Annotated in this window: 5 protein-coding genes; all 5 read left to right on the top strand. The window is 61.2% G+C overall.

The annotated features are described in order from the left end of the window. The first annotated feature begins 144 nt into the window (after positions 1-144). The 5 genes from OKA05_RS15175 (at position 145) to OKA05_RS15155 (ending at position 15,601) form a co-directional block, all read left to right on the top strand. Entirely contained in the window at positions 145-3,657 is a 3,513-nt protein-coding gene (locus tag OKA05_RS15175) for a hypothetical protein (RefSeq protein WP_264488014.1), read from the top strand. A 6-nt stretch (positions 3,658-3,663) separates the two neighbouring features. Further along, a complete protein-coding gene (locus tag OKA05_RS15170) occupies positions 3,664-4,500 on the top strand; it encodes a hypothetical protein (RefSeq protein WP_264488013.1) in 837 nt (278 codons plus the stop codon). A gap of 37 nt (positions 4,501-4,537) precedes the next feature. Further along, positions 4,538-9,865, top strand: coding sequence for a beta strand repeat-containing protein (locus tag OKA05_RS15165; protein ID WP_264488012.1), 5,328 nt, complete (start codon positions 4,538-4,540; stop codon positions 9,863-9,865). 230 nt (positions 9,866-10,095) lie between these two features. Then, the gene (locus tag OKA05_RS15160) at positions 10,096-13,266 is read left to right on the top strand and encodes a right-handed parallel beta-helix repeat-containing protein (RefSeq protein WP_264488011.1); all 3,171 of its coding nucleotides are present in this window, start codon (positions 10,096-10,098) and stop codon (positions 13,264-13,266) included. A 448-nt stretch (positions 13,267-13,714) separates the two neighbouring features. Continuing rightward, the gene (locus tag OKA05_RS15155; protein WP_264488010.1) at positions 13,715-15,601 is read left to right on the top strand and encodes a glycoside hydrolase family 97 protein; all 1,887 of its coding nucleotides are present in this window, start codon (positions 13,715-13,717) and stop codon (positions 15,599-15,601) included. Positions 15,602-15,817 lie beyond the last annotated feature (216 nt).

Here is a 15,817-nt window from a genome sequence, read left to right as displayed (position 1 = left end):
GAATCGCTCCGACCGAGTGGCCCGAGGGTCGCTGATTCCAACCCGGCCACTCACCCGCTGGGACCGGGCCTTACGAACTTGGCATCACGCCGTTCGGGATTCTCGCGAAAGAGGGGCTTCGCCATCATTGTGGTACTCATGCTGATGACTTTGCTCACCGTGATTGCCGTGGGACTATTGGGCCTTTCGTCAATCTCACTTCGTCAGAGCGCGTCCGGCTCCGCTATGGCCGAAGCCCGGGCCAATGCGCGGTTGGCCCTCATGTTGGCAATCGGAGATTTGCAGAAGTGCGCGGGATCGGACAAGGCGGTCACGGCGACCTCCGAACTTCACTCCGAAGAACCAAAGAAGGCGAATCTTACAGGGGTTTGGAGTTCTTGGGATGTTCTTGGCGAGATCAAGGATTTCTCCAACGCTTCCCCGGACTACGCAGGGGAAAAGTCGAAGCGATTTCAGCGTTGGCTGGTTTCCGATGCCGACCCTCAAGCGGCCACCAACCCCACCTACGGGGAGACGGATTACCAGGACCAAACGATCGAGTTGGTGGGAGAGGGCTCGCTGGGACAAGCCGGGCCGGACGCTCCGAAGATAAAAGCCGGGCGGGTTCTGGTGGCCCACAACGGAAAGCCGGCAGGAGCCTATGCATGGCATGTCTCAGATGAGGCCGTGAAAGCAAGAATCGGCACTTACCGGGATCCAGACCTAAACTCGTCCATGGCGGAGAAGCGGGCACTGCTGTCCGGAAACCGACCGGAGGTCTCAGTCATTGGTGACGCGGATGGAAAGATGCTGGACTTCCTTCCAAAGGACGACACGGCCAACTCGTTCGGCGAAGCGAAAACCGCGGCCGGCAAATTGGTGGACTTCAACCAGACGGAATTGTTCGCTAAAGATACGGGTATTCCTAAAAAATTCCGGAACGATATCACTCCCTATTCGCTTGGGCTGTTGACCGATGTGCGGAATGGCGGGATCAAAAAGGACCTCACCTCCATGTTCGAGGCCTCCGCCTTGCCTCCGGCATACGCCGGAAAAAAGCTCTTCGAATCCACCAGCGGAATTACCGCCCCGTCCGACCCTAACTGGTCGGCCCTCGCAAGCTACCACAAGACCTACAAAGATCTCATCAAACCGGATACAGCCCCCACCTTCCGGGTTGCCCCCAAAGAGAAGATCAACATAAACGATGCGAAATTTGCTCTTAAGGCACCCGTCGGTTTCGCCCCTGTTCCCGTCATCGCAAAAGTAGAGTTCCTCGTCAGCCTGGTGTTACGTGATGAACATTTGCTCACCCGAAAGCCGAGCATGCCCTATCTGATGCACTTGCTGAATACACCGCTGGTCACGCTTCACAACCCTTACAATGTGGTACTGGAGTTCGACCAGATGCAGGTGGTGATGCGAAACCTGCCACTCGGAATCAAATTCTATGTGAACAATGTCCCTATGAGCGCTGAGATGGCGAGGATCGGCGATTTGCGCATCACCCCTTCGAACCGCGGCGAGAAATCATTCGCCATGGACATCTCCAACTGGACGAGCCCGGATGCCAGCGGCACTCGCAAGCCTATTACCATGCAGCCGGGACAGACCTTGGTCTGTGGTCCCTATGTCGATCCAGGATTGAAGTTCATGCCGAATTCCACCAATCCGCTGTTTGACAATGGTAACAATGCCAGCGGGGTGAGTGGCACCGGCGCAGTCAACCCGGTAAAGGCCAAACCCGGCTTTGCTGGAAAAGGAGTGGGATACGACTGTGACTATATGGTCCCCGGTTACTCCACAGTTCCTACCAATCCCAATACCCAGTCAACCACCCCTGGCTCACTCGTGATCAAGCTGGCGGAACCCGCCGACACGATTCACTGCGAATTCGGCTTGATGCAGCCCGCCGCCCCGGCCGCACCCAACGACCGGCTCAAGGTTTATGCCACCATCCAAGGGACGCAGTATGGAGGAATCGTCGTCGTCTATAACGATCAACTGACCCTCGACAAGCGCTTCGGTGCCGTTAAGCGCTTCCCACAAAAGGGAGCAATGTCTGCCACCGAGTTTTACGAACCCAATACCAAACCGCTTGCTCATCAGGCCAAGGTCAAAACCATCGGCATGTTGTCGGCCTATGCCCGAACCTCCAATGGCGGGGTATATGAAACCGGCAGCCGGACACCGGGATCCGGGGTGAATTCGTTGCTGGACGGACGCTTGGCGGGCAAGCCGTTCCTGTTCGACAATTTCGCAAGCCCTGTCGAACAGCTGGAACTCAAGAACGATGTCGCAGGTAACTTCTCTCGCGAGCTAAACTTCCAGCCTCTGCCCGGAGAGATCGATGACGTGTTCGAAATCAATGGAACTCGCACCCCTGCGCTAACGGGCAACACCTCAATGAAGGGCATCAAATCCGGCGCTTCCTTCGAGTTGCCATCTGGACCGCTGCAGTCGATTGCCGATTTCCGCCGGTCCAATGCGCTGACTACTCCCTTTCAACCGGCCTTCGTCCAACCCGTGGCCAATTCGTCGGTCTCGCCGATGATGGCCACCACTTCGGTCAAGGCTAACGGTGTCAGCTACCCCCTGCTGGACCACTCGATCCTGGCGAACGACGCGCTATATGACGAATTCTATTTCTCCACTCTGGCTCCCGCCGCCGGTGTCGGCGCGGCCCAAGTATTCCGCGATTTCATGGCGGGTGCCCGCGCATTGCCGAATCAGAGCTTCCAGCATTGGTTGCCCGAGGGAGAGACCGCGGAATCGATGGCGAGCAAGTGCTACTCCGGATCCACTCCCTCCGCTGATGCCTACCAGCAGCTCGCCCTTTGCCAGATGGTGAAAGGGCCGTTCAACGTCAATTCCACCAGCGTTCAAGCATGGAAGGCGATGCTGTCGGCCATGAGCGGTAGCGAAGTGAACGTCCTGTGGGCGGCCAGCGGTCAGTTAAAGGATGAGAAACCGGCCGATGTGCCGATCATGGCAATGTCCCTCCCGGTTGCTGGTTCGACAAGCAAGCCATTCTCCGCCGCGGACATCGACAACGAGCGCACCCGGGACTTCAACGGATACCGCGAACTCTCTGCGGCCGAAGTGGAAAAGTTGGCCGGGTGCATCGTCGACCAAGTCCGCGCACGGGGGCCATTTCTCTCGCTCTCCGAATTCGTGAACCGAAGGATCGGCGCGGATTCCGAGATGACACGTGCCGGTGCCCTTCAGGTCGCGATCAAGAAATCCGGCATCAACCACGACGGGACATTCCTCAATCAGGTGCTGCTCAAATCGGAGGACTTCGATGCGAAGGACATCTCTGGCGCCCCGTTGTTCAACTACAAGACCCGCCCCCTTACCGGAGATAATCCGGCGGAAGGTGCGCCCGGCTGGATCAGCCAAGGTGATCTGATGCACCTTCTGGAACCTTCCGCGACCGTCCGTTCGGACACTTTCGTGATCCGCAGTTGCGGCGAGGCGACCGATGGGGACGGCGATGTCATCGCCCGTGCCTACGCCGAAGCAGTTGTCCAACGCGTCCCAGAATATGTGGATCCGGCCGATAGCGCGGCGACGAACATCTACCAATCGGATGTCTCCAGTAGTACGGTGAATCTCAAATTTGGCCGTCGCCTCAAGGTCATGTCTTTTCGCTGGCTCTCACCCTCTGAAATCTGAATCACCATGAAAACTTACTTACGATTCGTTTCAATTTTCGGCCTGCTCGGAATTTCTTTGGCGGCATCCGCCCAGACCCCTGGGGCTGCTAGAGTCGAAACCGATGCCGCCGCTGCCACCATCAGAACCGCGGAGATCAAGGTGAAAGTCTCCGCTACCGTCACCGCCGCCCGTACCATTGAGATTCGTGCCGTCCTCCAAGATCCAACGAATCCGGATGCAGTACTTCAGGTGCGAACGCCGTCCACCGGCCTCAACAAGCTGGATCTGATCGCAGAAGGATTGTCGGCACCCCGGCAGATCGAGGTGGTGAACAACACGATCTCGATCTACGGACCTTCGCCCGCAGATCCTAAGGTGAACCCACCTGTGCTCGCGACGGCAGTGATTCCCGCTGAGGTGCATCGCTGCATCTTGGTGGTCGCCCCCACGGCGGCAGGAGCCAAGGTGCCCTATCACCTTCTCGCGGTGGATGATTCGGCCGGAGCGTTTCCATTCGGCGAATCCAGGGTGATCAACCTCACCACCGCGCAGATGGGGATGCAGGCCGGGGCAACCAGACTCAGCCTCCCCGCGGGAAAGGTCACTTCGGTGCCCATGGTCAAGGACCTGAACGAGTACCACATGGGGCAGACCAATTTCTATGCCATGGCGGCCAAGGGAAAGGGAAAGGAATGGATGCCCTTCGTCGAGCGGCAGGTCCAGTATCTCAAGACCCTGCGTCGCATCTTCATCATTCACGTCACGCCCGGTGCGATCGCCCCCGCCGTGCGCACCGTGGTCGATCACGAGCCCTTCAAGCTCCCCACCCAAACCGCTAAGGACGAGCGTCCGCCACGTTAGTTTTTTTCGGATCTGAATTTCCTGCCTCCAAAACCCAATGAAAAAGACCCCTCGTTTCATCCACCTAAGCCTTCTTTTCGGTTCCACTTCGCTCCACTCGAACGCCGCGAGCGGCACTTGGACGAATCCCACGGCCGGCGGTCTTTGGAGCGCCACCGGCAACTGGTCGGCTGCCGCGATTGCCGATGGCTCTGGATCAACCGCTGACTTCAGCACGCTGGATCTAACGACGGACAATATCGTCCATCTGAACACTGCGCGCACCATCGGGAATCTGAACTTTGGAGACACCGACACCGCCACCGCCGCGGGTTGGCTTCTCGATAACAATGTTAGCGCCACCAACATCCTCACCCTGGTCGGTGGCACCCCGACCATCACCGTGGGCGACCTCGGCACGGGAAAGAGCGCCAACATCACTGCCGTCCTCGCAGGAACTTCCGGCTTGATCAAGAATGGCGCTGGAACGCTGACCCTGAGTGGAGCGAACACCTACGCGGGCGGTTCCACACTGAGTGGTGGCACCTTGGCCCTGAGCACCACCGGCACGCTCGGCGCAGTTGCCAACACCCTTTCAGTGAGCGCCAGCAACAGCGCGACGCTCGATCTGCTTGGAACGGCAAACCGCTCCCTCTCCACCGGCCTCGTCACCTTGAATGCGGGCAGCACGCTTGTAGTGAAACGCTCGGAATTCAACGTGGACACCCATGTGGGCTCGACCACCATTTCGGGCAACGTCTCCGGAACGGGAACCGTGGTTCTTGGCCCGAACGGGGGGGCGGTTGCCTTGACTCCTCATCGCCGCACGACCATCGGCACTGGCGGAGCGGGTTTCAACGCCTTCACCGGCAAGATCGTGGTGGAGAGCGGTTCGAATTTAGCCCTGTTCGCCGGCTCGCTGTTGGATCCCAACAACAATGATCTTGAAATCAAATCCGGTGGCGTTGTGTCTCTGCTCGCGGGTTCCAGCACCTTTGTCCGTGATTTGACGGGGCTCGGGAGCTTCACCAAGAATGCCGTCGCCAGTACGTCTATCCTGACCGTTGAAAGCGGCAGTTTTGGCGGGATCATTGCGGGAAATCTGTTTGGCGGCAACAGCACGACGGTCGACCTGACGAAAACCACTGCCGGCACACTTACCCTGAGCGGAGTCAATGCCTATTCGGGTGCCACCACGATCACCGGAGGAACACTTGAAATCAATGGTGCGGGCCAGTTACAAAACGGAGCCTATGCCGGGACGATCTCGAATGCAGGCACAATTCGTTTCAACAGTACGGCCAACCAGACCCTTTCCGGCGTCCTCAGCGGTGCCGGTGGGTTCATCAAGGACAACTCCGGGACCGTTGCTCTGTCCGCTGCCAATACCAACACCGGTGCCTTCACCGTCAACGGCGGCAATCTCGTGTTCGCGAAGCAGGTTTCACTCTACAACAACACGCCCGCCAACTGGACAGCCGCCAATCTCATCGTCAACAGCGGCGGGACTCTCGGGGTGAATGTGGGTGGCACCGGTGAGTTCACCGCCGCCGACCTCGATTCCTTGAAAGCACTTGGCACGGGCGCCGGAGGATTTCTCAGCGGTTCCTTGCTCGGCATCAATACCACCAATGCTGGAGGGAACTTCACCTACGCAAGCAACATCGGCGACTCGAATGGCGGTGCGAATGTCCTTGGCCTGCACAAGCTGGGCACCGGCGTGTTAACGCTAATTGGCACCAACACCTATACCGGTCCCACCCGGATCAGCGGTGGCGTCGCGCTCTTTCCGCAGAAGGTTTCGCTTTATAACAACACTCCGGCCAGTTGGAACGCCACCAATCTCATTGTCGGCAGCGGCGGCACCCTCGCCGTGAGCGTCGGGGGCGCAGGCGAGTTCACATCCGCCGACCTTGATGCGCTCAAGGCGCTTGGGAACGGCTCGGGTGGATTCCTGAACGATTCCGCGCTTGGCATCGATACCACCAACGCCGGCGGCACTTTCACCTACGCCAGCGACATCGCGAACACCAATGGTGAAGCGGATGCTTTGGGCCTCACCAAGCTGGGCACGGGCACGCTGGTCCTCACGGGTGCATTGACCTACACCGGCCCCACCAGCGTCCTGGGTGGATCGATCGAATACGCCAGCAACTCGGATCAACTGATTTCCGGCGTCGTCAGCGGTGCGAGCGCACTGACCAAATCCGGCAGCGGCAAGCTCACCCTCACCGGGGTGAACGCTTTCACCGGCAATATCGACATTCTCGGTGGCACGCTCGAAATCGGCGAAGCGGGCAGACTCGGCAATGGCACCTTCGCGGGGACCATTGCCAATGAGGGCGTCTTTCTTTACAACTCCTCCGCCAACCAGACGCTATCAGGCGTCATCAGCGGCTCCGGATCGTTGATAAAGGACAACTTCGGCACGCTGACCCTCAGCGGACTGAACACCTATTCCGGCACCACCCGTGTTAGAGACGGCATCCTGAGCATCAACTCGATCAAGTCCGTGAATGGCGGTCCCAGCGCCATCGGAGACGTGACCACCGGGTCAGCCGGCACCATCGACCTCGGCTCGGACGACTTCACCGCCACCCTCAGATACACCGGCCCCGGAGATACCTCCGACCGCGTCATCAATCTCGCCGGAACCACTGGCGGCGGCACCATCGATCAATCGGGTAGCGGCGTCCTCACCCTCACCGGTGCGCTTACCGCCACCGGCGCCGATAGCAAGACCCTCACTCTGACCGGCACGGGCACCGGTGTGCTCTCCGGTGGGATCCCTGACAATGCTCCAGGCACGAACCTGACGTCAGTTGTGAAGAACGGCACGGGCACTTGGATCCTCGGAGGTAGCAACACTTACGGCGGCACCACCACCATCGGCGCCGGCATCCTCCAGTTTCAACAGCTCGCGTCAGTGCCCGCCAACGACTACTCGAGAATCTCGATTGCCAATGGCGCGACCTTGGTGGTGAACGCCGGGGGTGCGGGTCAATTCGCCCAGAGCAACCTTGATGACTTGCTCCTCAACAACCCCGCCGCCTTCGATATCGGAGCCTTATTGGGAATCGATACCACCGGCGGCGACTTCTCCTTCGACCCGGTCAATCACTTCGGTGATCTCGGCTTGGCCAAGTTTGGTGCCAACAAGCTGACCCTGACCACCGTGGCTCCCCACACCGGTGCCACCCTCATCAATGGCGGCACGCTGGCCATCAGTGCCGACGATACCCTGCCAACGGCCGCCGTGGTCGCCCTGAACTCCACCGGCAGCGGCACCACTCCGGCCGCGCTCGATTTAGGCACCTTCAATCAGACGATTGGGGGGCTGACGGTGTCGAATTCTAACTCAACGAATGCCGATACCATCAGCATCGCGGGTGGCAAGATCCTCGCCGTCAATGGCCCCGTTACCATTGGCCGGAATGCCGACGCCAGCACCACGCTGGCGACGATCACCGGCGCAGGTGAGTTCACTGTCAGCAATCCCGGCGGCACGTTCCAGGTGGGTGGCGCCAGCGGGGGGGCCACCGTCGACAACGCCGCCAAGCTCGACATGAGCGGCCTGTCGGCATTCACCGCCAATCTGGGAACGGGGGGAACTTTCCGCGTGGGCGATGTGCTGGGTGCGTCCGAGGGCACCAGCGCGGGTGCATCCACGGTCATCCTTGCCAAAACCAGCACCGTCACTGCTGATACGCTCGATGTCGGCGGCACCACGAGTCACGCCTCGGTTCAGACACTCAAGCTCGGTGACACGACCAACACCATCAATGCCAACACCGTCACCATTGGCTCGGGTCCCACCAACGGCCAGCGGGCCAGCGGCGCGATCCAATTCAACACCGACAGCGGCACGCTCAAGATTCGCACGGCCGCCGATCCCATCGACGGACGCGCCACCATGAACGTGGTCAATACCCCCCAGGCAACGGGCGCGATCCTGTCGGGAACGGTGGACCTGACGGGCCATTCCTCCAACGTGCGGCTCGGAATTCTCACGATGGCTGTCAGGACAGGCAATTCCGGAGCCTCCGGCTGTGATGCCACATTCTCTTTTGACTCGGGCTCTCTGGATGTCAGCAGCATTGTCCTGGCGACGAAAACGGGCACCGGAACCGCCACCAGCACGGGCACCCTGAATATCGGCGGCGGCACCGCGAATATCGGCGGCATCGCGATGGCCAATGCAACCGGAACCCACATCGCCGACGCCGAGATCAACCTGACAGGCGGCACCGCTACCCTGGGCGGCAATATCACCAGGACCGGCACCACCGCCAACAGCTTCGCCACCATTAATCTCGATGGCGGCACACTCGACATGGGCGGGTTCGCGATCGGAGCCGCCAACCCCGTCACATTCAACGCGAAGGACGGAACACTCAGGAATCTGGGCCAGCTCAACAACGGGGGGATTTTCACTAAGTCCACCAGCGGCACGCTCATCCTCGCGAGTGCGAGCACCTATACCGGTGCGACATCCGTCACCGGCGGTGCCTTGCTGGCAAACAACCTCAGCGGCTCCGCCACCGGCACCAACACTATCACCGTAAAAGCCACCGCCACCCTCGGTGGCACCGGCGCTGTCAGCGGCGCGGTGGTCCTGGAATCCGGTGGCACCATCGCTCCGGGCACCAGCGGTATCGAGTCCCTCGCCACCGGTGCCCTCACGCTGCCTTCAGGTGCCGCCCTCGGTGCCCAAATCGATTCGTCCGGCACCCCCTCCGCCGATGTCGTCAACGTCACCGGCAACGTCACGCTGGGTGGAACCCTCGCCATCACCGACATCGCCGGGGTTCCCGCCACGATCGCCTCCGGCACCAAGCTCACGCTGATCACCTACACCGGCTCGCTTGGCGGTACCTTCAATGGGTTGGCGGAAGGAGCCACCTTCAATACCGGACTCAATACCTTCAAGATCCGCTATGCCGACAGCGGCGCGGTGACGCTCGAAGCCAATCCGGGCGGCGGAGGCTACAGCACCTGGGCCGGCACGAACGCGCCTTCGCAGGCCGCCAACCAGGACTTCGACAACGACGGCGTCCCCAACGCCATCGAGTATGTCCTCGGCGGACTGGCCACCACCAAGGATCTGGGCAAGCTTCCCAAATTGACCACTCCGGGAGGCAACCTCGTCTTCACCTTCCTGCGCGACCAGGATTCCAAGACGGTGGATACCAGCGTCTTCATCGACGTGGGCACCACGCTCGCCGCGTGGCCGTCCACTTACACCGTCGGCAACAACACCGCCGGTTCCACTGCCGGGGTGACCGTCACCGACAACCTCAACGGCACCGACACGGTGACGCTCACGATCCCGCGGGCACCGGACGCCAAAAAGTTCGCCCGCCTCCGGGTGGAGATCTCGCCCTAGGACGAGACGAGCATGAAGCACCCTCGGGACTGGCGCGAGAAGAGCCACGATAAGATCGTCCATTCTTTCGGGAGGAAAGTCCATTGTCCCCAGCCCGCGCCTGGGATGAGATTACAGGGGCATTCAGAGAACGCCTCCCTCGCCCGACTTGGTTCCCTGCAAGGCTCCTCGCTCTCTTTCGCCGTTGAAAATATCAACCCACGGGCTCCGCTCTATTTCCAAATTTCCTGATGCCAATCCGCCATGCATTGATACTCGCCTTGCTGCTGCTCGGCACGTCCCTACCCAGCCGCGCTGACGCCCCACCCGCCGGCGGGTTTCATGTTTCTCCGGCGGGAAATGATGCAAACCCGGGCACCGCAAGCGAGCCCTTTGCCTCTCTTGACCGCGCCCGCCAGATGGTCCGCACCGTCAATGCCGGGATGACAGGGGATCTGATCGTTCATCTCGCGCCGGGCGACTACCCGGTCACCGCTCCCATCGACTTCGCGGCCTCGGACTCCGGCACCAATGGCCATGAAGTCATCTATCGCGCCACCGGCCAGCCCGGTTCGGCGCGCCTGTTAGGTGGCGAGCGTGTGACTTCGTGGCAGCCGTGGCAGGGGCAAATCATGGTGGCGAACCTCGGCTTGCCGGCATTTCACACCCTCTTTGAGAATGGCCGTCGCGCCCGCAAGGCTCGCTTCCCCAACCTCGCGCCCGATCCCTTGTTACCGACCGCCAGCGCGACTTACCTCCGCGCCACCGGCACCCAAGGCTCCCTCCGTGAAATCCAGTATGCCGACGGCGCGCTCGATCCCACCGGCTGGGATCTAACTGATGCCCAGGTCCACCTTTGGCCCGGCGGTAAAATCGCCTGGTATACCGACACGGTCCCGATTGCCTCGATCGACCCCGCCGCCCGCAAGATCACCTTGGCGGAGGACACCCGCTATTCGATCTTCAATACCAACAACGGCACTCCCGGCACTGGCTCCCGCTTCTTTATCCAAGGAGTGCTCGCCCTGCTCGATGAACCGGGCGAGTTCCACTACGACGAAGCCGCGGGAAAACTCTACTACTGGCCAATGGACGGGCCGGTGGCTGACCAGGACATCATCGTCCCGCGGGTCCGCCGCATCCTCTCCCTCACCGGCGAAAGCGAAACGCAACGGGTCGAGCACCTTCGCTTCGAGGGGCTCGCTTTCGAATACACCGACTTCACCGGTTGGTTCCGCCACGCCTACCCGAGCGCAGGCGGCTCCGGAGAAACCCATCTCTATCCGCAGTACGACCGCCAGGCGTCGATGCCCCAGCACCGCGAGGGGGCCGTCTTCCTCGAAAATACCGCGCACCTGAGCTTCGATTCCTGCATCGTTAGCAATACCGGCTACTCGGCGTTCCACTCCTACGCGGCGAACCAAAACAATTCCTTCCAGCGCTGCCTGGTCAACCATACGGGCATCCACGGATTCTTCTTCGAAGGTCGCTATCCCGGCGAAGGCGATGTCCAATTCCTCAACACGGTGGACAACTGTCGGATCCACCACGTGGGCGAACTCGTCGGGCACGGTGCCGGCGTCCAATTGACCCAAGTCAACCGCCACGAGATCTCGTACACCGTGATCCACGACAGCCCGCGCTACGCCGTCGCGTTCGGGGCCTACGTCGATATTCCGCCCAACCACATTTACGTTTACGACAACCACCTCCACCACCTGAGGATCCGCGGCTGTTGCCAAGACTCCGGCGACACCGCCCCGGTCTACGGCTGGGGGGTCAGCGACGATCTGCCCTATCTTTCCAACACCATCGAGCAACTGATCATCGACGACACCCGGGCCCATTCTTCGATGACCGACTACGCCCCGAATGCCGTGTTCCTCGACAACGACACCCGCGGCCAGAAGCTCACCGACATCGACGTGCGCAATAGCCAGGGCAGCGCTTACCGCACCAATGACAGCACGGGCCACGTGCTCACGAACCTGAGTTGGGTAGCGGGTTTCGATCCGGCGCGGCTGCACTACGAAACGATCGGCGTAAAAGCCGATCACCCGTTCGCGGTGCCGCCGGTCAGGTTGGCAGCAACCAATCCCTCCGGCGCCGTTTCCCTAACATGGCTGCCGGTTGCCAACGCCGCCAGCTACACCGTGCACACCGCCGCCACCGCCGACGGCCCGTGGACGGTCTTAGCCGCCGGTCTCACTTCACCCAGGTATTCCGACAGCTCGGGTGAGTCCCGATACTTTCGCGTCGCCTCCATCGGGCCACTTGGCACGGAAAGCGAACCGACGGCGGTCGTGGGAGTATTCCCGCCCCCCGCCCCTGGCACCCTCAGCTTCGAGACGGATCAAGGCTACACCAACGGCAACATCGCCGCGACCAACGGTGGACAAGGGGCTCCCTTCAATGGCCAGCAGGGCTGGTCGCGCTCCACCTCCGACAACGCCGGCAACATTTTCACGACTTCCCCGAGCGGGGAATACCCCGGCGGACAAGCCCTGCGGTCGGGCGCCTCTGGTTCCTACATCGGCGGCAAGCGCGGAATCGTTCGGAAGAGCGCGATCAACACCCTCGTGTTCGATGCTTTCACCGGCCACTCCGTTAGCGTGGGATATCTCGGCGACCCCGACGCCGACGGACTGTTCGAGCACGCCGACTGCGGCATGCAGTTCGGCATCAATGGCGATACCAAGAGGTTCATCTATCGCGAAGCCGGCTTCGGCACGCAGTTCAACATCCCCGTCACCGCCAGCGCCGCTTGGCACCGCTTCAAGATCACCGTCGGCGAGAGCATGGGTGGCAACCGGACGATCAGTTTGTCGGCTTACAACTTGGCCTCTCGCCTTTGGATAGACCTCAATGGTGCGGCCCCCGGCAATGACTGGATCTTCACCGTCACCGACGCCCAGTTCGGCGTCGCTCCCGAGGACGCGGTGGGCGGATATGTCCGTCTCACGTCCAACGGCTATGTCGACAATCTCAGCCTTACTTCCCTCGGCACCGCCTACGAGGTGTGGCTGGAGGACTTTGCCGCCATCACGGGCGATGACCGCCGCGCCGATGCCGATCCGGATCACGACGGCATCGTGAATCAGCTCGAATTCGTCCTCGACGGAGATCCAACAACTTCCGATCCAGAGATTCTCCCCCAACTCTCAACCGCGAATGGGAACTTCGTCCTCACCCTCCATCGCCGCGATGACTCCGAAGCGTTTTCCAACCTCATCCTCCAACATGGAACCACGCTTGCCGATTGGACCGATGTTCCCATGGGTGCGGCAGCCGGGATCTCCGGCGTCGTGACGTGGACCGTGGACGAGAACGGACCGGACCCCGACCTCATAACAGTCAGCTTTCCCATGGGCACGGACCCGGCGAGATTCGTACGGTTCGCCGCCGCGGAGCCGCCCCAATAACCCGAACCTCCCGAGAGGACCTCAGCCTGGAGCCGACCGCGCCCAAAGCCTTTGAGGCGGGGGCCAAAGCCCAAAACGGTGACCGGCACCGATAAGATCGTCCATCCTTTTGGGCGGAAGTTCCATGGTCCGGACCTGGCGCTTGTGATTGGATTGCGGAGCTTGCCGAGGCGCCAATTTCCGCCTCGCCAGCGCTCGCTCCAACAACCCGTGGAATCGATGAGAATGTCCCTTCGTTCAAGCCGGTTCAGGCTCCAGCCCCGCAATCCGCTGGGGCAGATAGTCCCCGGCGGTCTCAATCGCTCCTGCGCCATGGATGCTCCACCCCTGCTCTTTCCTTCGCCCAGATAGTTGTGGAACTTGTTCGAATGACCCGATCAAGCATGGGTCGCTGACCTGTCCCCTTCCCTGCCCCCCGATCGACCCAGACACCGACACACCCCTTGCCATGAACATCCTGAATCCAACCGCGCTGCTGGCGCTCCCCCTGATCGCGGCGGCACCCGCTTCCGCCGCCCTTGTGATCGAACGTACGCTGGCCAGTCCCGGCGGCGCACTGGTCTTCACACTCGAACGCGACGATACTTCGCAGGCTTTGAGCCATAGCGTGACGTACTCCGGTCGCCCGGTGGTCACCCACGGCGCGCTCGGCATCCAAATCGACAAGGCCGACATCGTCGGCGATGAAGGAACCATCGAGAGGGTCGTCGAGAAGAGTTCCAGCACTGAGTGGACCAACCCCTTCGGCGAACGCTCCACGGTCCCCGACAATTATCGCGAGGAAACCCTCACCATCTCCCATGCCGGCCAAGGCTCGTTCGGCGTGAAGCTCCAGGTGCGCGCCTACGACGAGGGCGTTGCACTCCGCTACCTCATCGAAGGCAGTGGCACTGTGATGGCGGAAAAAACCAGCTTTCCATTGCCGGAGACGACCCAGGTCTGGGTCTCCGGCAGCACGCAAGCTCCCATCTCCAAGGCACCGATCGCCAAGATGAGCTCATCGGTCGGCCCCGTGCTGGCGGAACTTTCGCCGGATCTCTTTGCCGCCTTCGGCGAAGCGGCGCTGGCGGACGCGTCCGTGACGAAATTCACGCGGAGTGAAACCTCGACCATAAACGCCAGCATCGGGGGCCGGATGGAATTCCAGGGCTCATTCACCAGCGCCTGGCGCTATGTGCGGGTCGCCCAATCGCCTGGTGCCATGCTCGAGGGCAATCATTTCATGCTCAACTTATGCGAGCCCTCCCAAGTGGCCGACACCTCGTGGATCCGCCCAGGCAAGGTGCTCCGGGATATCACCCTGACCACTGAGGGCGGCAGGGCCTGCGTCGACTTCGCCGCCGCCCACAAGCTGGAGTATGTCTTGTTCGACGCCGGTTGGTATGGAAAGGAGACCAGTCGCGCTTCGGATGCCAGCAAGTCGGGACCCGATCCCGAGCGCTCGCCCGGGCCACTCGATGTCGAGTCCGTCATCGCCTACGGCAAGACCAAGGGCGTGGGCGTCATCCTCTACGTCAACCAGGTCGCCCTGACCCCGCAACTCGACAAGATCGCCCCTCTCTACCAGTCGTGGGGCGTGGCCGGCATCAAATTCGGCTACGTGACCGCCGGCTCCCAAGCCGCCACCCGCTGGCTAAACCAAGCGGTGAAAAAATGTGCCGACCACCACCTGCTGGTGGACATCCACGATGATTTCCGGCCGACCGGGATGTCGCGGACCTATCCAAACTTGATGACCCAGGAAGGCATCCGCGGTGACGAGGAATCGCCGAGTAATGCCACCGTCCTCAACAGCGTCTTCGTCCGCGGTCTCGCCGGTCCAGCTGACCAGACGAACTGCTACTTCGCGCCGCGCGTCACCAAGATGGGCTCGCATGCCTCGCAGCTCGCCAAGTCGGTGTGCATCTTCAGCCCTTGGCAGTTCCTCTTCTGGTATGACCGCCCGGCTGCTTCGCCGCCGCTTCCCGGGGCTAAGGGATTCAACCCCGCCAACTTGGAGGAGGTTCCCGAGCTGACCTTCTTCGAACGCTTGCCCACTACCTGGGATGAGACCCGTGTCCTCGACGGCTATCCCGGCAGCCACGCGACCATTGCGCGGCGCAAGGGGAAGGTGTGGTTCCTGGCCGGGCTGAACGGAGCCACCGCGCGGACCTTCGATGTCCCGCTCGAATTCCTCGATCCAGCCACGTCCTACAAGGCTGAGATCTTCGTCGATGATCCTGCCGTTACCACCACCACCAAGGTGCGCATCGACACGCAACCGGCCGACCACACGACCCAACTGAAACTGTCCGTGGCCCCTTCCAACGGCTTCGCGGTCATCTTGACGCCTTGAGCGTGCGCCTATCACTTGCCTCCATTAATGTCCCCGAGCTTAAGGGCCGTTCCCGATCCCTCGAAACCTTCTCGTGGAATGCCCGGCCTCTTCTACATCACTCACCTCCTTAGCGCGGGCTCTGTTCATTAACGCAGCGATAGACGGCTCGTCCGGCTCGCCGCCGACGGCGAGTGATATGCATTTCCCGTCGAGGTCAAGAGAGGGAACCAAGAG

The organism is Luteolibacter arcticus, assembly GCF_025950235.1.
Lineage (GTDB): Bacteria > Verrucomicrobiota > Verrucomicrobiia > Verrucomicrobiales > Akkermansiaceae > Haloferula > Haloferula arctica.
The sequence above is the reverse complement of the archived record's forward strand: the minus strand, read 5'-3'. Positions and strand labels throughout refer to the sequence as shown.

Excerpts from the sequence above, each read along its gene's own strand:
- OKA05_RS15175 (WP_264488014.1), top strand. The coding sequence starts at position 145 with ATGACTTTGCTCACCGTGATTGCCGTGGGACTATTGGGCCTTTCGTCA.
- OKA05_RS15165 (WP_264488012.1), top strand. The coding sequence starts at position 4,538 with ATGAAAAAGACCCCTCGTTTCATCCACCTAAGCCTTCTTTTCGGTTCC.
- OKA05_RS15155 (WP_264488010.1), top strand. The coding sequence starts at position 13,715 with ATGAACATCCTGAATCCAACCGCGCTGCTGGCGCTCCCCCTGATCGCG.
- OKA05_RS15170 (WP_264488013.1), top strand. The coding sequence starts at position 3,664 with ATGAAAACTTACTTACGATTCGTTTCAATTTTCGGCCTGCTCGGAATT.
- OKA05_RS15160 (WP_264488011.1), top strand. The coding sequence starts at position 10,096 with ATGCCAATCCGCCATGCATTGATACTCGCCTTGCTGCTGCTCGGCACG.